The organism is Geobacter sp. SVR, assembly GCF_016865365.1.
GTDB lineage: Bacteria > Desulfobacterota > Desulfuromonadia > Geobacterales > Pseudopelobacteraceae > Pelotalea.
On the sequence record NZ_AP024469.1, the window covers coordinates 1,366,006 to 1,386,537 of the forward strand.

The 20,532-nt window shown below is 57.6% G+C and carries 21 protein-coding genes and 1 pseudogene; 1 reads left to right on the forward strand and 21 read right to left on the reverse strand.

The window, feature by feature from the left end:
* Nucleotides 1–238: 238 nt before the first annotated feature.
* The 15 genes and pseudogenes from GSVR_RS06190 to GSVR_RS06255 form a co-directional block, all read right to left on the reverse strand.
* Entirely contained in the window at nucleotides 239–1,348 is a 1,110-nt protein-coding gene (locus GSVR_RS06190; RefSeq protein ID WP_173196753.1) for a dipeptide epimerase, read from the reverse strand.
* Nucleotides 1,349–1,509: 161 nt separating this feature from the next.
* A complete protein-coding gene (locus GSVR_RS06195) occupies nucleotides 1,510–2,391 on the reverse strand; it encodes a DMT family transporter (protein ID WP_173196755.1) in 882 nt (293 codons plus the stop codon).
* Between the two features lie 277 nt (nucleotides 2,392–2,668).
* Entirely contained in the window at nucleotides 2,669–3,406 is a 738-nt protein-coding gene (locus GSVR_RS06200; protein ID WP_173196757.1) for a sulfite exporter TauE/SafE family protein, read from the reverse strand.
* Nucleotides 3,407–3,463: 57 nt separating this feature from the next.
* On the reverse strand, nucleotides 3,464–4,612 hold the full coding sequence (locus GSVR_RS06205) for a HEAT repeat domain-containing protein (protein ID WP_173196759.1): 1,149 nt from the start codon (nucleotides 4,610–4,612) through the stop codon (nucleotides 3,464–3,466).
* Between the two features lie 14 nt (nucleotides 4,613–4,626).
* On the reverse strand, nucleotides 4,627–4,893 hold the full coding sequence (locus GSVR_RS06210) for a hypothetical protein (RefSeq protein WP_173196761.1): 267 nt from the start codon (nucleotides 4,891–4,893) through the stop codon (nucleotides 4,627–4,629).
* A 558-nt stretch (nucleotides 4,894–5,451) separates the two neighbouring features.
* Nucleotides 5,452–6,612 (reverse strand): benzoate/H(+) symporter BenE family transporter, encoded by a 1,161-nt coding sequence (locus tag GSVR_RS06215; RefSeq protein WP_173196771.1) that lies wholly within the window; start codon nucleotides 6,610–6,612, stop codon nucleotides 5,452–5,454.
* 109 nt (nucleotides 6,613–6,721) lie between these two features.
* Nucleotides 6,722–7,213, reverse strand: a complete 492-nt coding sequence (locus GSVR_RS06220) for a DinB family protein (RefSeq protein ID WP_173196772.1) — start codon at nucleotides 7,211–7,213, stop codon at nucleotides 6,722–6,724.
* Between the two features lie 207 nt (nucleotides 7,214–7,420).
* Complete coding sequence (locus GSVR_RS06225) at nucleotides 7,421–8,365, reverse strand: HD-GYP domain-containing protein (RefSeq protein ID WP_173196774.1); 945 nt, start codon at nucleotides 8,363–8,365, stop codon at nucleotides 7,421–7,423.
* Nucleotides 8,366–8,636: 271 nt separating this feature from the next.
* Nucleotides 8,637–8,957, reverse strand: coding sequence for a quaternary ammonium compound efflux SMR transporter SugE (sugE, locus tag GSVR_RS06230; protein ID WP_173196776.1), 321 nt, complete (start codon nucleotides 8,955–8,957; stop codon nucleotides 8,637–8,639).
* Between the two features lie 136 nt (nucleotides 8,958–9,093).
* Nucleotides 9,094–9,333 carry a DUF6429 family protein gene (locus GSVR_RS22355; protein ID WP_173197469.1) on the reverse strand — a complete coding sequence of 80 codons (240 nt, stop codon included), beginning with the start codon at nucleotides 9,331–9,333 and terminating at the stop codon, nucleotides 9,094–9,096.
* 54 nt (nucleotides 9,334–9,387) lie between these two features.
* Nucleotides 9,388–9,621, reverse strand: a pseudogene (locus GSVR_RS22360) (DUF2442 domain-containing protein); the annotation flags it as partial.
* Nucleotides 9,575–9,814 (reverse strand): DUF4160 domain-containing protein, encoded by a 240-nt coding sequence (locus tag GSVR_RS22365; protein ID WP_173196778.1) that lies wholly within the window; start codon nucleotides 9,812–9,814, stop codon nucleotides 9,575–9,577. The gene GSVR_RS22365 and the pseudogene GSVR_RS22360, both read right to left, overlap by 47 nt.
* Before the next feature lie 20 nt (nucleotides 9,815–9,834).
* Nucleotides 9,835–12,444, reverse strand: a complete 2,610-nt coding sequence (gene mutS, locus GSVR_RS06245; protein ID WP_173196780.1) for a DNA mismatch repair protein MutS — start codon at nucleotides 12,442–12,444, stop codon at nucleotides 9,835–9,837.
* A gap of 273 nt (nucleotides 12,445–12,717) precedes the next feature.
* Complete coding sequence (locus GSVR_RS06250; RefSeq protein ID WP_173196782.1) at nucleotides 12,718–13,803, reverse strand: bifunctional 2-polyprenyl-6-hydroxyphenol methylase/3-demethylubiquinol 3-O-methyltransferase UbiG; 1,086 nt, start codon at nucleotides 13,801–13,803, stop codon at nucleotides 12,718–12,720.
* A gap of 74 nt (nucleotides 13,804–13,877) precedes the next feature.
* Nucleotides 13,878–14,300 carry an OB-fold nucleic acid binding domain-containing protein gene (locus GSVR_RS06255; protein WP_173196784.1) on the reverse strand — a complete coding sequence of 141 codons (423 nt, stop codon included), beginning with the start codon at nucleotides 14,298–14,300 and terminating at the stop codon, nucleotides 13,878–13,880.
* A 94-nt stretch (nucleotides 14,301–14,394) separates the two neighbouring features.
* Here GSVR_RS06255 and queC point away from each other — a divergent pair, with 94 nt between their 5' ends.
* On the forward strand, nucleotides 14,395–15,069 hold the full coding sequence (queC, locus tag GSVR_RS06260) for a 7-cyano-7-deazaguanine synthase QueC (protein WP_173196794.1): 675 nt from the start codon (nucleotides 14,395–14,397) through the stop codon (nucleotides 15,067–15,069).
* 87 nt (nucleotides 15,070–15,156) lie between these two features.
* Here queC and GSVR_RS06265 read toward each other — a convergent pair whose 3' ends face one another.
* The 6 genes from GSVR_RS06265 to GSVR_RS06290 all read right to left on the reverse strand — a co-directional run bounded on the left by GSVR_RS06265 (nucleotide 15,157) and on the right by GSVR_RS06290 (nucleotide 20,291).
* A complete protein-coding gene (locus tag GSVR_RS06265; RefSeq protein WP_173196796.1) occupies nucleotides 15,157–16,581 on the reverse strand; it encodes a Do family serine endopeptidase in 1,425 nt (474 codons plus the stop codon).
* A gap of 99 nt (nucleotides 16,582–16,680) precedes the next feature.
* On the reverse strand, nucleotides 16,681–17,076 hold the full coding sequence (locus GSVR_RS06270) for an Hsp20/alpha crystallin family protein (protein WP_173196798.1): 396 nt from the start codon (nucleotides 17,074–17,076) through the stop codon (nucleotides 16,681–16,683).
* A gap of 31 nt (nucleotides 17,077–17,107) precedes the next feature.
* Entirely contained in the window at nucleotides 17,108–17,554 is a 447-nt protein-coding gene (locus tag GSVR_RS06275; RefSeq protein ID WP_173196800.1) for an Hsp20/alpha crystallin family protein, read from the reverse strand.
* A gap of 115 nt (nucleotides 17,555–17,669) precedes the next feature.
* Entirely contained in the window at nucleotides 17,670–19,220 is a 1,551-nt protein-coding gene (locus GSVR_RS06280; RefSeq protein WP_239077473.1) for a carotenoid oxygenase family protein, read from the reverse strand.
* 160 nt (nucleotides 19,221–19,380) lie between these two features.
* Entirely contained in the window at nucleotides 19,381–19,713 is a 333-nt protein-coding gene (locus GSVR_RS06285; protein ID WP_173196802.1) for a c-type cytochrome, read from the reverse strand.
* 107 nt (nucleotides 19,714–19,820) lie between these two features.
* A complete protein-coding gene (locus GSVR_RS06290) occupies nucleotides 19,821–20,291 on the reverse strand; it encodes a CHRD domain-containing protein (protein WP_173196804.1) in 471 nt (156 codons plus the stop codon).
* Nucleotides 20,292–20,532 lie beyond the last annotated feature (241 nt).

Below are 20,532 nucleotides of genomic sequence, written 5' to 3' on the forward strand. Positions count from 1 at the left end.
CAACTGCGTGTGTGCTGCCGCATCGCAGGCAGTTTAGGGCACGCCGGCCCAGGCGTCAAACATTATCCGTCCCTGCATCCTGGGGAACAACGCTCTCATCGAGGGGCAATGCGGATATCCCATCTGCAGGACAGACAGGGAAGGGATAGTCGCGATGATTCCGGAAAACGGCGGGACGTGCTGAAATCATGACGGCATGGCGGTACTTGCAACGCCAGGACCGGCATGGGCGGAGGGCTCACGGGAAGGCCGGCTCCACTCCGATGCCGTGACCGGCACGCTGCAGATCGAATCTGCCGCTGTCGTCCAGGTAGGGTGAGCGCGCCAGGTCGCCTGCGATGAAGAAGGTGGTGTCCAGGTCGATGAAATCGAAGCAACCCAGGCCGGCAGCGAAGTGGGCCGCTGCCGTGATCGACAGGGCCCCCTCTATCATGGCCCCCAGCATGAGGGGGATCGAGTGGGCGGTTGCCAGCCGGGCTATCTCGGCCCCCTCCAGAATACCGCTTTTCATGAACTTGATATTGATGGCGCTGACTGCGCCATTGTCGATGGCTCGCCGGGCAGTGGCCAGCGAGCCGACGCTCTCGTCGGCACAGACCAGGGTGCCGCTGCCTTCCAGGGCGGCCGTGACTGCGGTCAGGCCTTCCCAGTCGTGCTTCGGCACCGGCTGTTCGAGCAGTATCGGCCGAACGCCGCCGCGATCGAGCCTGTCCATGAACGCCAGCATCTGCTCGGCCCCATACCCCACATTGGCGTCCAGGGTCAGCTCGCAGCCGGGCACGATCTCCTGCACCGCCAGGACGCGTTGCAGGTCCAGTTCCTCGTCCCTGCCGATCTTGATCTTGAATCGAGTAAAGCCCCGCGCCGCGTAGTGCCGGGCAGCAGCACGAGCCTCTTCGAGGGTGCCGATCACGACGGTGATGTCCGTGGCAAAGGAAAGCCGGGGCCGATGCGGTGCCGCCGGCGCGAAGAGCTGGTGGAACGGGATCCTCCTCATGCGGGAGCTGATGTCCAGCAGTGCCATTTCCAGGGCTGCCAGGGCCGCATGATTGCCCGCCAGGGCAGGGGCGAACTCGCGGCAGGCTTCCTCCGGATCGTCTGTTTTGCGCCCTTTCAGGGATGCGGCAACAGTCTGCAGGTTGGCCAGGGTGGTGGCCACGGTTTCGCCAGTAATGTGGGCGGCAACGGCCGCTTCGCCGTAACCGCAGATGCCGTCGCTGGTCCGGAGTCTGAGAAAGACGTTTTCCAACTCATCGTGCTGCCCGGTGGCAATCCGAAACGGCGTGATCATCGGTGCTTTGATGATCGCAACTGTTGCATCCTCTATCGCAAACGAGACTCTTTCCATGTCATGCACCTCCAGGGTCGGTAGCAGCATTGAAAATCCATGAAACCTATATCCAATCTGAACACAACCGGACTGTCCGGCGAATCAGCAATCTTGTGCGCCAGGGGCGGTAAAGTGGTACTTCTCAATTTCAGGTTTGTATCCTGTTTATCAGTAGTCTGCTAAGCCCTGGTGGTGAGCCAGATGCCGGAGAAGATCAGGCCGATGCCGGTTACCTGGAACAGGTGCAGCGACTCCCCCAGGAACATGATCGACAGGAGCGTGCCAAAGACCGGCATCAGGTGCAGGAAAAGCCCGGCTCTGTTGGCCCCCACCTGGCCCACCGCCTGATTCCAGAAGATGAAGGCCAGGACCGAGGGGAAAAAGGCCACATAGAGCAGGCTGGCCCAGGTGGCCGGGCCCGGCGCCATGTGCAGCCCCTGGCCAAGCTCCCAGGCATAGAGCGGAGCCAGGCCCAGCAGGCCGAGGGCAACGATAGAGGTCAGAAAACTCAAGGGGTGCAGCCCGGCTGGTCGCTGGCGCAGCAGAAAGGTGTAGAGCGCCCAGCAGGCCACCGCCAGCAGCACCCACAGGTCCCCCCGGTTGACCCGCAGGGCCAGCAGCAGGTCCAGGTCGGCACGGCTGATGATGGTTATCACCCCGGCAAAGGAGATCGCCATGCCCACTGCCTGGAGCTGCGTCACCCGCGTTCCGCCGAAGAGCCGCGACAGGGCCACAATGGCGATCGGGATGATGGAGTTGAGCAGGATAGCATTGGTGGCGGTGGTGCTCTGCAGGGCGATGTAGACGAACGTATTGAAGCAGAATACTCCCAGGAAGGCGAACATGGTCAGGGCCTTCCAGTTGTGGCGCAACAGAGGCCATTGGTCGCGGACGTGGCGCCAGGTGAAGGGGAGCAGGATCAGCAGTGCACCGGCCCAGCGCCAGAAGACCAGGCTGACCGGCGGAATGCTGGCATGCACGGCCCGGCCGAGCACGAAATTGCCGGCCCAGAAGAGCGTGGTAAGCACGAGCAGCAGGTAGGGGGAAAGGGGGATGTGCATGGACCATGGGCCTCTGGTAAAATCGTGAATCCGTGAGGCCTTCCAGCCTTCACTTGCTACCCAAACCTCTGTTCCTGCGTTTCTGAAGCAAGAGACTGTTCAGTGGAGGTGACGCGGCATTGTCGGCATGAAGCGGGGCCGGCGGCGATCAAGCCCCGACATGACGCTCGCTTCGGCTTTATACCTCACGAATTCAGGAGAATCTGAATCTGCCGTCCGCACTCGTGCAGGCCGGGGGCGGGGCGGCGCGAGATACAGTACAGCATTGCGGTGCCGGTTACCAGCCCAATGCCAGCTTCACTCCCAGTATTCCCCCCACCGTCAGGAACAGCACCCGCACAAATCCGTACCCTTTGCTGCGTCCCAGGCGGGAGCCGCAATACGCCCCCAGCACGGCACCGGCCGTGGAGGGTATCATCAGTCTGGCGTCGGCAAAGCCAGCGGATATGAAGATGACCACCGCGAAACAATTCCAGGTGAAGGCGACCACGTAGTAGTAGCCAAGGGCGGTGAGCAGAGGGAAACCGCGGGTCTTGGAGAGCAGGAACGAGGTGAACAGGCCGTTGCCGGAGCCGAAGAACGACTCGTAGGCCCCCAGCGGAAAGGCCAGCATGCCGGTTACCCGGCGCGAGAGGCGCGGTTCCGATTCCCCGCGGCCCAAGGAGGGACTGAAACCTACTGCGGCAACCAGGCTGATGATGACAAGACCGACCACGCGTTTCAGGATCTGTTCGTCCACCCCTCGCACCAGGAGCGTGCCGGCATAGGCCCCGGCCAGTCCGAAGCCGATCATGAACCTGATCAGCGTCCAGTCGAGGGTCTTGCCCCGGAGATAGTTGCGCGCCGCGATCAGGGTCCAGGCGGCGCCGTTCATCTGGTTGGAGGCGATGGCGACCGGCAGGGGAAAGCCGAGGGACAGCCAGACAGGCGTGGTCAGCATGGCAGCCCCGGCGCCGCTCATGGAGCTGAGTAGCGAGGCCAGGAATGCGACGGAGAAGATGATGGTGGTGTGCATGCGTGATGTTTTCCAGCGGGGCAGGGATCTGCCGGGATGCGTAATACTGTTACCTTACTAATTACTTTTCTTCGATAGGTCGCGGAATCTCTTGATCGCAACCTTCCGAACCTCAGAATGGGGGTCTTCAAGTGAAATCGTGTTAGCCAATTCTTTATTGGTTAATTTTTGAACTGCAGCAATTCTAACTATTTTAGAGGTGTCTTCGAGTGCAGATTTAGAGATAATGACTTGATCATCGATTTTTGATATTGCTATGCTTCTTATGGTAGCATCAGCATCCCCGATGGCAAGACGCTTCAAAGTATCCTCTTTACTCAATCTTATTGTGGCAGCGGCTCTAACATCTGCATTATCATTACTAGTGGCTATTTTCTCCAACAAATCCATGTCAGTTAATTTCAGGGTGGCCGCTTCCCTTACATCACTTTTCATATCCTTAATGGCCAACTCTTTAAGCGTCTCCATGTCATTTAGACAACTTGTTGCTGCTCTTCTCACGTCTGTTTTGGGATCGGACAAGGCGAATCTTTTAATTACCTCTTGGTCGTTCGTTCGGCAAATCGCTATTTCCCTTATATCTGCGATTTCATCCTTCAATAGTTTCCGTAATACCGCTTGATTTTCAAGTCTTGCCACAGCAGCTTTCCTAACATCTGTCTTTTTGTCGCTGAATGCTATGTTTTCAAGTAAAGTCTGATTGGTTATGCGACTTACAGCAATTTCTCTGACATCATTATCAGTATCATTTTTATATAAATGTTCTAAGGTTTCTTGATCTTCAATTCTTGAGACAGCAGCTTTCCTTACATCATCATTCTTTTCATTTTTAGCTATATCGCTGATCAATTTCTTATTCTCAATCTTTTCTACAGCAGCAGCTCTGACATATGAATCGCTATCTCTCAGTGCAAATTGTTCAAGAAGAGATTGATCCGATATGTTTGCGACCATGTCTCTTCGAATAATTCTGTTTGTATAAACTTGAGTCAGCTTTTCAAAATGCTCAGAGGTGTAGCCCCTAAAAGGGCCTAGGAAAACACACTCCGCGATATCCTGACTAGCTTCTTCAAATGTAGCTTCGTTCGGATAGAAGTTGCCGCCGGTGAGAAATCCTATAGTGCCATTTAAAATTATTGCGAATGGGTCAGGGGTGTAATTAAGTGAAACAAATTTTGTTTCTTTGGGTTTGACATGGATTTCCATATCGTGAGCAGGGTTTAATAAGTACTTATAAAATGTTTTCCTTCTTTGGCATTAACCAAAAAGTACCCATTGTTGAAAAGCTTACCTAATTCGTTTCCATCAAAACTGATTTTAACTATAGTTGGGCTTCCACCAATACTACTTCTGTATATTATTACCGTACCTTCATCATCTGCTGGTTCGTTCTTCAATAGAAGGCTGTCGCCATATTTGATACCGGTGGCGCTACACCCACACAAAATTGATAAATAGAGAATCAAGACGGAAAATATCTTATACACGGTGCTCTCCAGTCTTTAATTAATATAATATTATTCTAGCCGCTGAGTTCCATAGCAGAACGACAATGACGGCTAGGGCGATAAGGTAGTAGTAATGACTTCCGATCCAGTTGAGCAAGTTTACGGCATCGTACATGGACTCCTCCTGGGAATGTTGTGCATCAAAAGTTCAACTATACTGAGTCAGGCACGACTATCATCCTCTTCCAAACAGCTCGAATTCCGGAGATGTACCTTTATCTGCAGCATAATATCAAATACTACATTGCGCTTGAGGTTATCCGCCGCTGCTCTATCGTCGACTTACTCCTTGTAGCCAGCCCTTTGCAGAAAAAGCAAAACCCCGTGCTCCATCACAGGAACGCGGGGTTTCGTCTTGAATCGGGGAATTGTAAGATCCAGTTGTCCTCACGATAGCTCCGCAGACATTGTCACGATATGCCGCCGCAGCTAATCAAATTTACTCACAAATGTCAAGTTGGGTTAATTATATTTCCTTGCATATGGATATGCCACCCCTTCGATAGTGATTTTTCAGGTCTGCTTCCAGTGCCCACATTATTTTTTGATACTGGGAATGATCTTCAGAACGGCCAGGCCGAGCAGCAAACCCCAGAATGCGCTGCCGATGCCCCTCAGGGTAAGCCCCGATGCGGTCACAAGGAACGTAATGAGCGCCGCATCCCGTTCCCGCTCGTCATGCAGCGCACCTGCCAGGCTGTTGCCGATTGTTCCGAGCAGGGCTATGCCGGCTATGGCCGCTACCAGCTCTTTCGGCAGGGCGGCAAAAGCAGTGGCCACGGTCGCGCCGAGCAGGCCGGTGATCAGGTAGAAAATGCCGGCCCAGACCGCTGCAAGATAGCGGCGTTCCGGATTTACATCCGCTTCCGGGCTCATGCAGATGGCGGCGGTAATTGCGGCCAGATTGAACTGGAACCCGCCGATGGGCGCCAGCAGCACTCCGGTCAATCCGGTCCAGCCGATCAGCGGCGAGACCGGAGTCTGGTAGCCATTGGCACGCAGAACGGCAATACCCGGCACATTCTGGGAGGCCATCGTGACAATGAACAGGGGGATCCCGACGCCGATGATTGTCGAAATAGTAAACGTCGGTGCGATAAATACCGGTTGGGCAAGGGTAAGTTTCACAGCCTCGAAGTGAATCAATCCGCCCTGGGCCGCCCAGACCAGCCCGCCCAGGAAGGTCAGCGGAATCGTGTAGCGTGAGTTCAGTCTTCGGCCAGCCAGGTAGATAAACAGCATCAGGGCCACCAGCCGGAGCTGGGAACCGAGGGACACGAAGACTCCCATACCGAAGCGGAGCAGTACACCCGCCAGCATGGCAGCGGCCAGCGATTTCGGGACATGCTTCATGAGCGTCTCGACCCAGCCGGTTACACCGCAGATCGTGAGCAGCGCCGAGGCGAAGATAAAGGTGCCGATGGCGTCGCTCATCGGCAGACCGACCAGTGCCGTGGCCAGCAGCGCCGCACCCGGCGTCGACCATGCGGTCAGCACCGGACTGCGGAAATACAGCGAGAGACCGATGCAGGTCAAGGCCATGCCCACACCCAGGGCCAGCAGCCAGGAACTGACGTGGGCAGGGCCGGCACCAGCAGCGGTAGCCGCCTGGAAAACTATGGCGGCCGAACTGGTGTAGCCGACCAACACCGCGATAAAGCCGGCGGAAATATGCGAAGGTCCGAAAAATTTACCCATAAATACTCATTGCTCCTATTGTGATGCCATTACCCAGATACGAATAAACCCGAATAATAAGAAGACGCACCAATTCCCCTGATCATGACTGTTATCTGTTCAATTATTCCTATTCCAGCCTTGTCAGATACGTGTTCCTTGTCAACCAAAGCTCCTCCATCCGGTACATATGCCAGTGATCATGCATCAGTACATGCCTGGTCAGAATATAGAGCGAATACTCTTCATATTCAGGATGGGTCGCCCTCTTTTTCCAGGCTATGTCATCTGCACTTTCCAGGAGCTGCAGTTGACTGGCTCTGTTACAGGAGAACAGTTCGAGCGCAGATTCGATGCTCATGCGAAGGGGAGTATCAGATTCTGCCTTGTCTTCACCGGGAATGAACGGGACAAACTCGGGATTATCCTCATTCATGAACCGTTCAATACGCTTTGTCAGCATGGGTTGCACGTCGGCCAAATGGCTGTAATGCTCTGCAACAGTCCAGAAGCCTTCACCTCTTCGTAAATCCAGTTTGGCTTCCGGAATGGACAGGACAAACTGAGATAGTATTTTGGGCGACCGTCTGAGCGATTCCAGCAGATCCGGAATGTCTTGCACCTTCACTCTCCTTTCATGGAGAAAGCAAAACCCCGCGCTCCATCATAGGAACGCGGGGCTTCATCTTTGAACCAGGGAAATTGTAAGATCCAATTGTCCTCACGATAACTCCGGAAGGCATTTACACGATATTTATGCCGTCTGAATTAAGTATGCCGCCTCCGGATTCGCCTTAAAATGAACTTGTCCGGGAGACGCTAATGGCCGCTATTTAATGGCAGCCTGGAACGCATAGAACAGGATGGTCGAAAAGCACTTGTAGGTCTCGTCGCCGATGATCTTGAAGGCCTCCTCCGGGGTTGAAGCCTTTCGGGTGGGTCTGTCGGATATGAGGGTACAGTACATGTCCGCCAGACCGATCACCTGGGTCGATACCCTGATTTCGTCCCCCTTGAGGCCGCCGGGATACCCGCCGCCAAAATACCGCTCATGGTGATGACGCACGGCATCCAGCACCAGATCATTGTAACGGCCGTTTTTCCTCAGGAATATATACCCCTCGAATGGATGGCGCCTGATCTCCTCCAGGGTGGGAGAGGTCCAGTAATCCTTTTCTTCCGTAATGTCCTTCAGAATGAGGGACATGCCGATGTCGTGCAGCATTCCGGCCATGCCGATATCAACCAGATCATCGCGTTTTTCCGGAAAAAGCTTTGACCATACCAGCATGGACATGACCGCGACCTGCATGGAGTGCCTGATGGCGAAGACCGAGCCGCTCCCCAGGGTCTTGAGCAGGTCGGCGATGCTCTGCGACTCCGAGATATACTGGGCCAGATGGCCGCTCAGATTCCTGCACCGTTCGGCATCCTGGGCCTTCTCAGGGTCTACGAAGATATTTTTCAGATAGTTTGTGGTGGCCTGGGTCAGCGCGGCGGTTTTCGCCATCTGGTCCATATCGCACCGCTCCAGGATCTCAGCCAGGTTTTCCTCGGTAAAACGGGCGACCTCCTCATGGTCTCCGGACCTGACATAGAGTATACGCGTATTGCTGGCCAGCAGCCGGTCACGATCGACTTCGGTGAATGGAAGCGATTCTTCCTTGTAAAGGACATGTTTTCCCCAGGTTTCGGTAAAGAGCGCCACTCGGGGGAAGATATCGGGCAGCACGCATGCCAGGGAAACAGGCTCATATATATCATGGGTTCCCATCGATTCACCTCGGTAAAGGGGGGGAGCAGTTTGAAAGCGAACGATACCAATGGCTGGTACGGTTTCATTTTGATTACGCCATTGCAGCGATAAATGCAAGGAGGAGTGCTATTGGATGTTGCCCACGGATTTTAAGAAAAAAATTTAAAATTAAATTGAGAAAATCATTGGGGCAGGATTGCAATAACTGTAAATCCATAGCCCGGCAAAAAAGTTCCTTCAACCGCTCCTGCCCTTTTCGGCCAGCGGTGCGTCCCTCACGACCGTAATATCAGGCTGGCGTCGCAAGCTTAAGCCCGACAATACCGGCAATAATCAGCGCAACACTGATGAGCCGACCAGTGTTTGCGGGCTCGCCAAAGAGTACGACGCCTAACGCTACCGTCCCGACGGCTCCGATCCCGACCCAGATGGCGTACGCAGTGCCCACGGGAAGGGACTTCATGGCAATGCCCAGCAACCAGAGACTGATAAGCATCGACAGAATAGTCCCCACACTGGGCCACAACCGGGTGAAACCTTCCGTGTACTTCAATCCGATTGCCCAGCCGACCTCAAATAACCCCGCAATAATAAGAATGACCCAAACCATGCAGTTTTCCTCCCGCAAATCCGAGGTCGTCCTCGATGTGTAGTGGAGCGGTGAGGTCGTCCCCACTTCCGTTCAGGCCTTACATGATATGCTTCACCATGATTATCCTACGGCCCATTGCCATGCCTTCGCAGCCTTATTTTTCAAACAGACCGGCAAACAGCTCCTTTGACCTCTCCAGCCCTTTTTCAGTCAGCACAACGGCCTTGTTCCTATTGCGGGGATCAAGGATGTACCCCTGCTCAAAAAGCCGGTCCATAACCTCGAAATCCGTTCCTTTCCAGGCCCGGTTCCCGTCATGCAGCGTCAACTGCAAAAGAGCCAGCACGCACTCGTCTATTTTCTCGGTATCGTATTCCGTTTTTTCCGCTGGCACATACCCGGTCTGTGCCTCGTGTATTCTGCTCACCAGCGGATAGCGTTCCGGATTGAGGATGCTGTCCACCTCAAGATCGACATCGAGCTCCGGCCAGTAGAGATGCTTTGGAGAGGGACATTCGACATGCATGACTTTTCCGATAGCCGCCTCCCGGAACCAGGGGAACTGGTCGTAGGGTAGGAACAGCTCCCGGTCTTCCAGCAGTATCCAGAGCCCATGAGGGGAGACATTCGTTACTTCAGCGGTCGAAGTGGAGGTGCCATGTTTTGCGTATGTCATCCTCATGCTCCTTTATGAGCCTGCTCGCCGTTTTCAGCTCCACTTCCGACATACCATGATTCTGCGCCAGTTCAATTACCGGTTCAATCCAGAACTTCGCTTCTCCTCTCTGGCTCGTCACATGGATGTGCATCCGTGATTCCTCACGGGAGAAGAAGTGGAATCGCAACCCGCTTTTTGTAAAAACAGTGGGACTCATATCTTTTCCGTCAGACCCGTTCACACCATCCGTTTCAGCTCATCCAGCAGGTTGAGCGCCTCCAGCGGGGTCAGGGTGGCGATGTTGAGCTTCTTCAGGCGCAGCCGCAACTGATCCTCGCTGCTCTCGAACAGCGTGAACTGGGGCGATTCCTTGGGGGGCCGCTTGCTGCTCTTGGCGATGCGTGGCGCCCCCTCCTCGAACTCGCCGCTCTCCAGATTGCGCAGCACCTCCTTGGCCCGTTCGATCACGTCCGAAGGCATGCCGGCCAGGCGCGCCACCTGGATGCCGTAGGAGTGGGAGGCACCGCCGGGGATGATGGTGCGCAGGAAGATGACCTGATCGTTCCACTCCCTGACCGCCACAGTGAAGTTTTTGATGCGCTCCCGCGTGGCGGACAGCTCGGTCAGCTCGTGGTAATGGGTCGCAAACAGCGTCCTGCTGCGGCAGGTGGGGACGTCGTGGATGTACTCGGCCACGGCCCAGGCGATGGATACGCCGTCAAAGGTGGAGGTGCCCCGGCCGATCTCATCCATCACGATCAGGCTGCGGGGAGTGGCGTTCTTGAGGATGCTGGCCGCTTCCATCATCTCCAGCATGAAGGTCGACTGGCCGCGGGCCAGGTTGTCGCCGGCCCCCACGCGGGTGAAGATGCGATCGGCAATGCCGATCCGTGCACTGGCTGCCGGCACGAAGCTGCCGACCTGGGCCATCAGCGTGATCAGGGCCACCTGGCGCATGTAGGTCGATTTGCCGGCCATATTGGGGCCGGTGATCATCAGAACCTGGTTCTCGTCACCGTCCAGGCGCGTATCGTTGGGGACAAAGCGTTCCCCCAGCTTCATCCCCTCGATCACCGGATGCCGCCCGTCGCGTATCTCGATCACGTCCGATTCGTCCACCATTGGTTTGCAGTAGTTGCGCTCGCCGGCCACGGACGCCAGCGCGATCAGCACGTCCAGGGCCGCCAGTCCCGCGGCAGTGCGGCAGATGCGCTCCGACTGGGCCGCCACCTGTTCGCGGATTTCCTGGTACAGGGTATATTCCAGATCGCAGATGCGCTCCTCGGCTCCCAGCACCTTCTCCTCGTAGTTCTTCAGCTCCTCGGTGATGTAGCGCTCGGCATTGGCCAGGGTCTGGCGGCGGATGTAGTCGGCCGGCACATTGGCCAGGTTGCTTTTGGTGACTTCGATCGAATAGCCGAAGACCCGGTTGTAGCGGATCTTGAGGGTCGATATGCCGGTGCGAGCCTTTTCCTGGGCCTCCAGCCGGGCGATGAAGCCCTTGCCTTCGTGGCTGATGGCGCGCAGCTCGTCCAGTTCGGCATGGTAGCCGCTGGCGATGATGCCCCCCTCCCGCAGCGAGAAGGGGGGCTGCTCCACGATGCCCCGTCCGATCAGGGTACGGATCTCCTCCAGCGGGTCGATGGACTGGGCCAGCGAACGCAGCAGGGGAGACTGCAGCCGCTCCATCTGTTCCAGCAGCCCGGGCAATTGCCGAAGTGATTCGTGCAGGGCGCGCAGGTCCCGGCCCGACGCCGAGGCCATGCCGATGCGTCCATTGAGCCGCTCCAGATCGGCAACCTGTTTGAGTTGCGCAACCAGGTCGTCGCGCAGGTCCGCCGCTTCCAGCAATTCCTCCACCGCATCCAGGCGCCGGCGGATCGGCTCCACTCCCACCAGGGGGTAGCTGAGCCACTGCTTCAGACAGCGGGCCCCCATAGCGGTGGCAGTCCGGTCCAGGCAGCCCAGGAGCGAACCGCTTTTCTTGCCCTCGGCCATGGTGGCGGTTATCTCCAGGTTACGACGGGTGGCGGGGTCCAGGGCCAGGTGCTCGGAGCGCTGGTAGACCCGGATGTCGCGGATGTGCGGAATGGCGCTTTTGCGATTCTCGCGCAGGTAGTACAGCGCTGCACCGGCCGCCATCAGGCCGTGGGGCATGGATTCCAGCCCCAACGCCTCGGCAGAGGCGGCCGCAAACTGGCCGCACAAGAGCGAGCCGGCATAGTCGCGTTCATAGACCCAGGCCGGAGCGCGGGAGATGATCTTTTCCGCCAGAAAGGCGCGCAGGTCAGCCGGTAGGGTCCCCACATCCAGGCCGTCGGTCAGCAGTATCTCGCGTGGGTTGACGCAGACCGCTTCCGCCACGGCAGCCGGCGCGCCGGTCAGTTCGGTGACGCGGAATTCGCCGGTGGAGAGGTCGAGCCAGGCGCAGCCCCATTGATCGCCGCTCCCCTGGCACAGGGCCAGCAGGTAGTTGTTCTCATCCGGGGAAAGGCTCTCGGTCTCGATCAGGAGGCCGGGGGTCACGACCCTGACCACTTCGCGCCGCACGATGCCTTTGGTCTGCTTGGGGTCTTCCACCTGTTCGCAGATGGCCACCTTGTAGCCGTGCTCGATTAGCTTGGCAATGTAGGGAGTGGCGGAGTGGAATGGCACACCGCAGAAAGGGATCTCGTCGCCGCTGCCCTTGTTGCGGGAGGTCAGGGTGATGTCGAGGATGCGTGCCGCCAGCAGGGCGTCGTCCAGGAACATCTCGTAGAAGTCCCCCATCCGAAAGAAGAGGATCGCATCGGGGTAGCCGGATTTGATCTCCAGGTATTGTCGCATCATGGGGGTCTGCTCTGCCATTGTCACGCCTTAAGAGGTTGTTGAAAAACGGGCATCTCGCCGCCGTCCTCGTCAGCCCTCTTGTGCGGCGTAGCGCTGCTACGCCTCCGCGGGGCTTCCTGCGGGTGCGACGATCTGCCCATTTTTGAACAACCTGAGAATTTCAACAACCTCTTCCGAGGTGCAATTGGTTCCGATTCGGAATGACAGGTTGTAGCATACCCCCCGGTGCATTTCAAGGCTGTCGGAGGTCGGCCAGTACGGTCATTGTCATGCGGAACTGATTGAGATTCCTCAGGTTCGGAAACTGATCAGGAGGAGGGCCTGGAGGTAGTCGTCCAGCTTTTCAAGTGCATCCTGTGGCAGGTCATGCCGCTGTACCGGCTGGATGAACTGGCGCAGGAAGCTCCGTTCCCGGCGGTCAAGGAGGGGATTGCTCCAGCCGAGGCGGCCGGCGATGCGCACCGGAGCGAGATGGACGCCGCTGACGCTGCTGCGCAGGCAGGGGTTGAGCGTGATCCGGGAAGGACAGTAGCCGGAAACCGGTCCGGCAGTGTTCTTGCCCAGATAGAGCACGAAATTTCCGGGTGATTCGTGTCGAGCTTCCAGTTCGCTGATACGTCCGATCTCCCGCTCTACCTCCGGCAGTGCCCCGCAGTGCGCAAACTGCAGCGGCTGCAATCCGCTCTGCCCGACCAGCTCCATCAGATCTATGATCCGGAAAGTTGAAACCTGGGGATGCAGCAGGGCGTCGGCCAGTCCGGCAGCGAAGGACACCTCGGACGAAGCTTCTACATAATTGCGCAGACGGGAGCCGGGCTTGGAGCGCCCAATCAGCCGCCGGGCCTCAGTCGGCGTCCGTACGCCCAGCAGGCGGAAAGCGCGCCGAATCGATTCCTCCTCGCGCCGGGCGTAGCGGCTGTAAACCATGATCCGCAGGATCCCGCCTTCCGCCAGCCGCGAGGCCAGTGCCTGCAGCCCGGTCAGCGGGTCGGGCAGATGATGCAGCACCCCGTAGGCATCGATCAGACCGAATCGGCCGGCAGCCATGGCCGGGTCGAGCAGGCTGCCTACCTGAAAAGAGACATTGCGCCTGCCGTGCAGCAGGCAGTGCAATCGTGCGCGTTTGAGGCTGGTGGCTGACAGATCCAGGGCGGTGATGGGAATGGTGGGATTGGCAACCGCAAAAGGGTAGGGGGCAAAGCTGCCGCAGCCGGCGATCAGGATGCGCCGGGCCGCAGAGGGGGGCAATTCACCGTTGAAGCGCGCCCAGAGGGCTTCCAGGTTGAGGGCATAGGTATCGCACCGACGTACCGAGGCCAGCAGGGGGTAATGAGGGTAGGGGTACAGCTCGTAATGGCGCAGGACGGGGTCGGACATTGAGGCAGGTTAAGGTTGAGGTTAAGGTTGAGATGTTTTGCTTTTACTTGACCTCAACCTTAACCTCAGCCTGTTTATTTTTTGACTGTCGCGTTTTCGATGATGGCGCTGTACTTGTAGCCGGCGCCGAAGTCCTTGTCCTTGGCCAGCGTGCCGGTCACGGTTATCACGTCGCCCACGGCGGCCAGTTCCTTGGAGGTGCAGACGATGTTGTTGTTGGCCTTGGCCTGGCTGCCGGTGCCGTCCTGGATATGGATCCAGTTTTTGCCCATGATACCGGTGGAAACCTTGACCACCTTGCCCCGGATGGAGACCTTTTTCTTATCGAGCTTGGCGCTGTTGGCGAAAGCGCCCGCCACGGTGGAGGCATCGGGCCCGCTGGCCTTGGGAACCGAAATGGGAGCGGTCGGCTGGGGTGCGCTGGGCTGGGCCGTGGCCGCTACGGCAGCGGCCAGCACTGCGGCGATCGAAACGGACAGGACGGTGAGCTTTTTCATGTAATCCCCTTTTTTGAATTTACCGGCATGAATTTTCTGATACTATCACGGAAACGTAGTCCGGCAACTCAAAAACGGGATGAGGTATTCTTCTATGCAGCGGAAGGCTGTTGTACTTTACAGCGGAGGATTGGATTCAACCACCTGTCTGGCTTTGGCGGCACGCGACGGATTCGCGCCCCATGCAATCAGCTTTTCATACGGACAGCGCCACAGCCACGAGCTGGAGGTGGCCAAGGCATATGCCCGGCGCCTGGGGGCGGTCGAGCACATGGTGGTGGATTTCGACCTGCGCCTGATGGGGGGCAGCGCCCTGACCGCGGATATCGAGGTGCCCAAGGAAGGGGTGGGAAACGATATTCCGGTGACCTATGTGCCGGCCCGCAATACCATCTTTCTCTCCTTTGCCCTGGGATGGGCCGAGGTGCTGGGGGCCTTTGACATCTACATCGGCGTCAATGCCCTGGACTATTCCGGATATCCGGATTGCCGTCCCGAGTACATCGCCGCCTACGAAATCATGGCCAATCTGGCCACCAAGGCCGGAGTGGAAGGCTCGGCCAGGTTCCGCGTGCACACCCCGCTGATCAGCCTGAGCAAGGCCGAGATCATCAAAACCGGCGTTGCGCTGGGGGTGGATTACGGCCTGACCCACTCCTGCTACGACCCGACCCCGACAGGGCTTTCCTGCGGCCAGTGCGATTCCTGCCGTTTGCGCCTGAAGGGCTTTGCCGAAGCGGGTTTGACCGATCCGCTCAGGTATGCCTGAAGCCACTTCGAGGTGCCGTCACAGATGTAAAAAAACCCGCCGAAAGAGCGGGTTTTTTTACGTCACGACATCAGGTTTTTTCAGGCATTACGGCAGGGTCATGGCCACATAGTGCACGCTTCCATCGGGCAGCTTGACCAGCAGCCGGGTCACGTCGCCGCTCTTCAGCTGGGCAACCAGTTTGTTGTACTGCTCAAGGGTGGTCGGCCGCTGTCCGTTGATCTCGAGGAGCAGTGTACCCGGCGGGATGCCGGTATCATCGGCCGGTGAGCCGGGCTTGACCTCCGTGATCACCAGCCCCTTGCCCTCGGCGTAGCCGAAGCGGGCGGCCAGATCCTTGGTGAGTTCGCTCACCGTAAAACCGAGCTTGTCGTTGGCCTGTCCCTCTTCTCCCTTGGCGGCGGCCTCGCCTTCAGCCTCCTCCTTCAACTTGTCTATCGTGGCAACCACCTCGCTCTTCTGTCCTTCCCTGAAGATGGTGATTTTGACTTTTTTGTCCAGCGGTGTGGCAGCCACCATGCGGGGCAGCTCGGTGTACTCGACGATCGGCTTGCCTTCGTACTGCAGGATGATGTCACCGGTTTTGATGCCTGCCTTTTCGGCCGGACTGCCCTTGATCACGTCAGCCACCAACGCCCCCTTGTCGGCATCCAGGTTGAACGACTTCGCCAGCTCGGGTGTCAGCTTCTGGATCTGTACCCCCAGATAGCCCCGGGTGACCTTGCCGGTTTCGCGCAGTTGGTCGACAATGGCTTTGGCCATGTTGATCGGGGTGGCAAAGCCGATCCCCTTGCCATTGGCAACAATGGCGGTGGCGATGCCGACTACTTTTCCTTCGGCATTGAACAGCGGTCCACCGGAGTTGCCGGGATTGATCGAGGCATCGGTCTGGATGAAATCGTCATAGGGACCGCTGCCGATCACGCGCCCCTTGGCGCTGACGATACCGGCGGTCACCGTTTGCGAGAGACCGAAGGGGTTGCCGATCGCCATCACCCATTCCCCCACCTCCAGCTTGTCGCTGTCACCCAGCTCCAGCGCAGGGACCTTCTCCTTGTCGGTGATCTTGATCAGAGCCAGATCGAATTTCTCGTCCCCCCCCTTGATCTGCCCTTTCAGTTCCCGGCCGTCGGCAAGTTTCACCAGGACCTCGTCGGCGCCGTTCACTACATGGAAGTTGGTAAGGATGTAGCCGTCGCTGCTGATGATGAAGCCTGAGCCCAGGTTCTGTTCACGGCGCGGACGCTGCTGGTTCTGGTCGAAAAACTGTCCGAAGAATTCGTCGAAGAAATTGTCGTAGGGGCTCTGCTGCGTGTTCGGGGAGCGTCGCGTGCGCTGCTTGGGCTTGATGTTCTTGACCGTGCGGATGTTGACCACCGTAGGTTTGAGCCGTTTGGAAAGTTCGACGAAATCGGGCAGGGTGGCCGTGGCTGCGGAAAATGACGGTACTGCCAGGGTGCATACCACAGCAATGGCAACCAGGCGTGCAATCGACGTGATAAGTGCGGGCATTGTCGTGACTCCTCGATTCAATGGATGATAGTCGCAAGGGGGCCGTGGCGGCCCCCCGAATGGTCAGGCGGAAGGTGTCATGGAATCTGCCACCGCGCTTCAACCGCTGATCTTGATCTGGCGCGGCCGCGCTGCCTCCGCTTTCTGCAGGCGCAGCAGCAGCACGCCATTGGAGAAGCTGGCAATGGTCTTTTCCTGCTGGATGTTTTCCGGAATCTGGAACTGCCTGAAATAGGGAGCCAGTTCGAATTCTGCATAGACGCTCCGTCCCGGCATGCTCCGCGAAAGGGGGGCGGTAATGGTCAAAATGCCCTTGTCCACGTTGATGTCGATGGTTTCCTTGGAAGCGCCGGGGATATCGGCAGCCAGTATCAGCTCCTCCTCGCGCTCGATGATGTTGACCGCGGGCCTGACATAGCGCTCCGGCGCACGGGTACTCTCCCGGGTCTGAAGGTCCCGTTCGTCGTTCGACTGTGTGATGCTGTTGACAGACATTGCTGTACCTCCTTTCATCGTCATGTGAAGGTTATCGGCTGGATATCTCTATTTTTCTCGGTTTGGCGTTTTCCGATTTGGCCAGTGCGATGTGCAGGATGCCGTCCCGGCATTCTGCGGTGATCCTGTTGGGATCAACCTCCACCGGCAGCTCGATGGTACGGGAAAATTTCCCGAAACCGAGTTCGCTGCGATGCACCACCTGCCCTTCCAGGGCAAAGGGGGGCTTTCTCTCCCCTTCGATGGTCAAGGTGTTGCGCAGCAGGGAGATGTTGATCTCTTTGGGCTCGACACCAGGCACCAGTGCCTCTGCGTGGATCTGGCCCTCATCTTCGCTCAGGTTCACCTCGGGAAAACGGCGCGTGGACAGAGGCGAAAGAAAGGCCGTGAAGGGGCGGCTATAGCCGTAGCCCCGAAAAGTTCGGTCGATTTCCCTTCTCATATTTTCCAATTCCCGGAACATATCCCAGCTTGCCATGTGAGTTATCTCCTTTCATGGGTCGATATTTATCTAAACAGTAATAATTGATATTCCAATGTCAAGGGGGGCGAGGCACGATCCTCGCGTCCCGCAGGATGATGAGCGGAGGGGGCTAGGCCCGCTGCGCATGCCACCAGCCGTGATAGCTGAAGGGAACATGATGGCTGAGATGCACGCGTGCGATTGGTCCTGCGGACAGGCAATCCGCCCGAAGCACGGCCAGAAAGCTCTTTTTGGTCCCGCTGTCGTATACTTCGGTCAGCAGAAAGCCCGCTTCCCGGGAATCCTCCGCCGAATACGCCACTCTCGGTATCGGGACGAATACCGGCTCGCTGCAGTAGCAGCCGGCACCGAAATCGAAATTCTCCATTCGTCCGGTGTGCAGGTCGATCCGGCAGATCAGCGACCAGAAGAATTCCCCCCGTGCCGTCTTGGCCATATACCCGAAACGGCAGCACCGGCCGCGCAGCAGCTCATTGATGCGCGGCCACTCGTAGCTGCCGGAGGCGATCTTCTCGTCGCGGATGGTCCGTGCCGAGGGATCGATCAGGTAGCGGCGCACTTCGCCGGGCCAGGCGTATTCGCCCCTGCGCCCCATCATGACCGCCGAGACGACCGGGTCCGCGCCGATGAAATGGTCCGGGTTATGGTAGCCGATAAATTCGGCTATGATTTCGGCACCCCGTTCATAGGCGTTGAAGGAGTGCCACATGTAACGCGCCGGAGTTTCGAGAAAGAGCGGAGGCTTGTCCCCTTCCCGATCAAAAACCATTACAAGGTTGCCCTTTTCCGGTTGCCAGCGCAGGGAATCCGCCATGCTGGAGTACCCCAGCATGAAGCCGAGATAGGAGATTTCCGCCGGGTGGAGGTTGAGAATCAGGTGGCGCGCCGAAACGAACCAGTCATGCATGTAGACGTTGCGCGGCAGCGGGACACTGCGGTGCTGTTTCAAGCTTCCGTCCGGCTTGAAGATGGTGATGTGGATCTTGGGGGAAGGGCCATAGCGCACCCCGAAATGGAGCCACTCTCCACTGAAGGGGTCCATCTTGGCGTGGGCCGCGTAAATGGTCATGTCCTCGGGCAGGCCCAGCAGTGAGAGACCGCTGGTCTCCAGCGTGTCCGGATCCAGTTCGTAGGGCAGGGCGCACTCGTCGAAGGCATACAGGCGTTTCCGCCAGTAGAAAACGGTGATGCCGGCCTGGCTTTTGAGGCGGCCGGGCGCCATGAAATTGGCCAGCATGCCCCCGGGCGCCTGGGTGCTCCAGCTCGGATAGACGAACCTGCCGGCCCGTTCCTCATCGATGAATTTCTGCGTTCGCACGAACCTGTTGCGGTAATGCACGCCGTTGTCATGAAAGCGGAACGACTGCACCAGGCCGTCCCCGTCCAGCAGGTTCCGCTTGCGCATCTCCCCCCGATCGAACAGCCCCGGCCCATTGCGGTAGAGCGTGCCGCGCAGTTGGGCCGGAATCTGCCCTTCGATCCGGGCTTCGTAGCTATATTCGTTTCGCAGGGATGTTGCCAGGCCGAGGTAAGGTCTGGCCGGATCGCCGAAATCGGCAAAGGCCTCCTTCCGCAGCGGAGGGCTGGTTGCGCAGCCCAGGACCGCCAGCGAAAGCGAGGCCTGGCCGGAAAGCATCAAGAAACGGCGACGCGACAGCATACGGGACCTGATGCCGGATCATGCCGGCTGCGCTGATGTTGGTGCCCCAAACGAGCGGGTGGGGTCATTCCGCAATCTCCTTTCGCCGGTTAAACGCCGGAAAGGGCACCCATGCAGAGCGGTCGGTCAGGCCGGCGCTTTTGTCAGATGTGGTACGGGGCTACTTGAAGGTTTTCAGGATGTAGTCGGCGATGACCTTGGCTTCTTTGTCAGGAATCGTTTTCTGATCGAAAACGGTCATGCCGGGGCCCGGCTTGCGCATGATGGCGATGATGTCCTTGGAGCTGGTGATGCCGTTGGCTTTCATCGCTTTTTTGCTCAGGGTTTTCTGGGAATTGATGGTATTGCCCCCATTGGGATGGCATACGGCGCAGTGTTTGTCGAATTCCTTTTTGCCGTCGATTTTCCCTCCTTCCGTGTCGCAAAAGCCGGCTGTTGCCAGCAGACAGAGTGCCACCATCGGAAGCGATAGCGTCAGGCAGTTTTGAGCCATGATCTCCCCCTTTTTCGAGAATTACGGCAGCTGGTGCCGGAAACGGAAAATGGCCTGCGGTATGGCAGGCCATTTCTTGCCGGTTGGGCGAAAGAGCCGACATACCGCTACTTGATCTGTCCCCGGATTTCCCCATCCGGATGTGCGTCGGTATGGACATTCACGAAGGTATTGCCCGCTTTGATTTCCTTGACCAGCGCATCAAGCCCTTTGCCCTGAAAATCTCCCATCAGGTCCTTGTCCGTGATGACGCCTTCGGCCAGTACTCCCTTGAATTTGCCCGTCTTTTTCGGCCCGGCAAAAATACCGGCCACTGGCGGTCCGTTTTCACCCTTCTTGCCGAGATGGATATGGGCGGCAGTCACGTTCTCGATGTCCTTGACCGTCAGCTTGTAATCGAGTTGCTTGCCATCTTTGCTCAATTTGAACTCGGCATCGCCGCTCGCCTTTGTCTGGACCGTCGGAACGCTCTCTCTTCCCGCCAGCTTGGCCTTGAAGGTCTTCTCTGCGGCCATGCCGACCGATACGCTCACGAAGATCGCCAGCACAGCGAGCATCAGCAGTTTGATCCTGTTCATCGCCTGCTCCTTTCCGGAAGTTTCACTCTACCTGCCCGTTCAATCAACCAGGATGTCCGTTCCGATTGCCGTCTGTTCTCAAACGAGCGGGAAACTACCTACAATCTGAGTTTATCCCATGCCAAACGCTTGTCAATTTGAGGAGAGAAGCTGGAGTACCGCCGCTTTGGTCGCGGTTTTTCGGCATCTGGGCAGGTGACTTCAATGTTTGCAGAAGGAGAAACGAGAGGATGGAACGACG

Excerpts from the sequence above, each read along its gene's own strand:
- GSVR_RS06225 (WP_173196774.1), bottom strand. The coding sequence starts at position 8,365 with ATGGGAACCCATGATATATATGAGCCTGTTTCCCTGGCATGCGTGCTG.
- GSVR_RS06250 (WP_173196782.1), bottom strand. The coding sequence starts at position 13,803 with ATGTCCGACCCCGTCCTGCGCCATTACGAGCTGTACCCCTACCCTCAT.
- GSVR_RS06255 (WP_173196784.1), bottom strand. The coding sequence starts at position 14,300 with ATGAAAAAGCTCACCGTCCTGTCCGTTTCGATCGCCGCAGTGCTGGCC.
- GSVR_RS06290 (WP_173196804.1), bottom strand. The coding sequence starts at position 20,291 with ATGAACAGGATCAAACTGCTGATGCTCGCTGTGCTGGCGATCTTCGTG.
- queC (WP_173196794.1), top strand. The coding sequence starts at position 14,395 with ATGCAGCGGAAGGCTGTTGTACTTTACAGCGGAGGATTGGATTCAACC.
- GSVR_RS06205 (WP_173196759.1), bottom strand. The coding sequence starts at position 4,612 with ATGGAAATCCATGTCAAACCCAAAGAAACAAAATTTGTTTCACTTAAT.
- GSVR_RS06275 (WP_173196800.1), bottom strand. The coding sequence starts at position 17,554 with ATGGCAAGCTGGGATATGTTCCGGGAATTGGAAAATATGAGAAGGGAA.
- GSVR_RS06190 (WP_173196753.1), bottom strand. The coding sequence starts at position 1,348 with ATGGAAAGAGTCTCGTTTGCGATAGAGGATGCAACAGTTGCGATCATC.
- GSVR_RS06270 (WP_173196798.1), bottom strand. The coding sequence starts at position 17,076 with ATGTCTGTCAACAGCATCACACAGTCGAACGACGAACGGGACCTTCAG.
- GSVR_RS06195 (WP_173196755.1), bottom strand. The coding sequence starts at position 2,391 with ATGCACATCCCCCTTTCCCCCTACCTGCTGCTCGTGCTTACCACGCTC.
- GSVR_RS06200 (WP_173196757.1), bottom strand. The coding sequence starts at position 3,406 with ATGCACACCACCATCATCTTCTCCGTCGCATTCCTGGCCTCGCTACTC.
- mutS (WP_173196780.1), bottom strand. The coding sequence starts at position 12,444 with ATGGCAGAGCAGACCCCCATGATGCGACAATACCTGGAGATCAAATCC.
- GSVR_RS06280 (WP_239077473.1), bottom strand. The coding sequence starts at position 19,220 with ATGCTGTCGCGTCGCCGTTTCTTGATGCTTTCCGGCCAGGCCTCGCTT.
- GSVR_RS22365 (WP_173196778.1), bottom strand. The coding sequence starts at position 9,814 with ATGAGTCCCACTGTTTTTACAAAAAGCGGGTTGCGATTCCACTTCTTC.
- GSVR_RS06215 (WP_173196771.1), bottom strand. The coding sequence starts at position 6,612 with ATGGGTAAATTTTTCGGACCTTCGCATATTTCCGCCGGCTTTATCGCG.
- GSVR_RS06265 (WP_173196796.1), bottom strand. The coding sequence starts at position 16,581 with ATGCCCGCACTTATCACGTCGATTGCACGCCTGGTTGCCATTGCTGTG.
- GSVR_RS06285 (WP_173196802.1), bottom strand. The coding sequence starts at position 19,713 with ATGGCTCAAAACTGCCTGACGCTATCGCTTCCGATGGTGGCACTCTGT.
- sugE (WP_173196776.1), bottom strand. The coding sequence starts at position 8,957 with ATGGTTTGGGTCATTCTTATTATTGCGGGGTTATTTGAGGTCGGCTGG.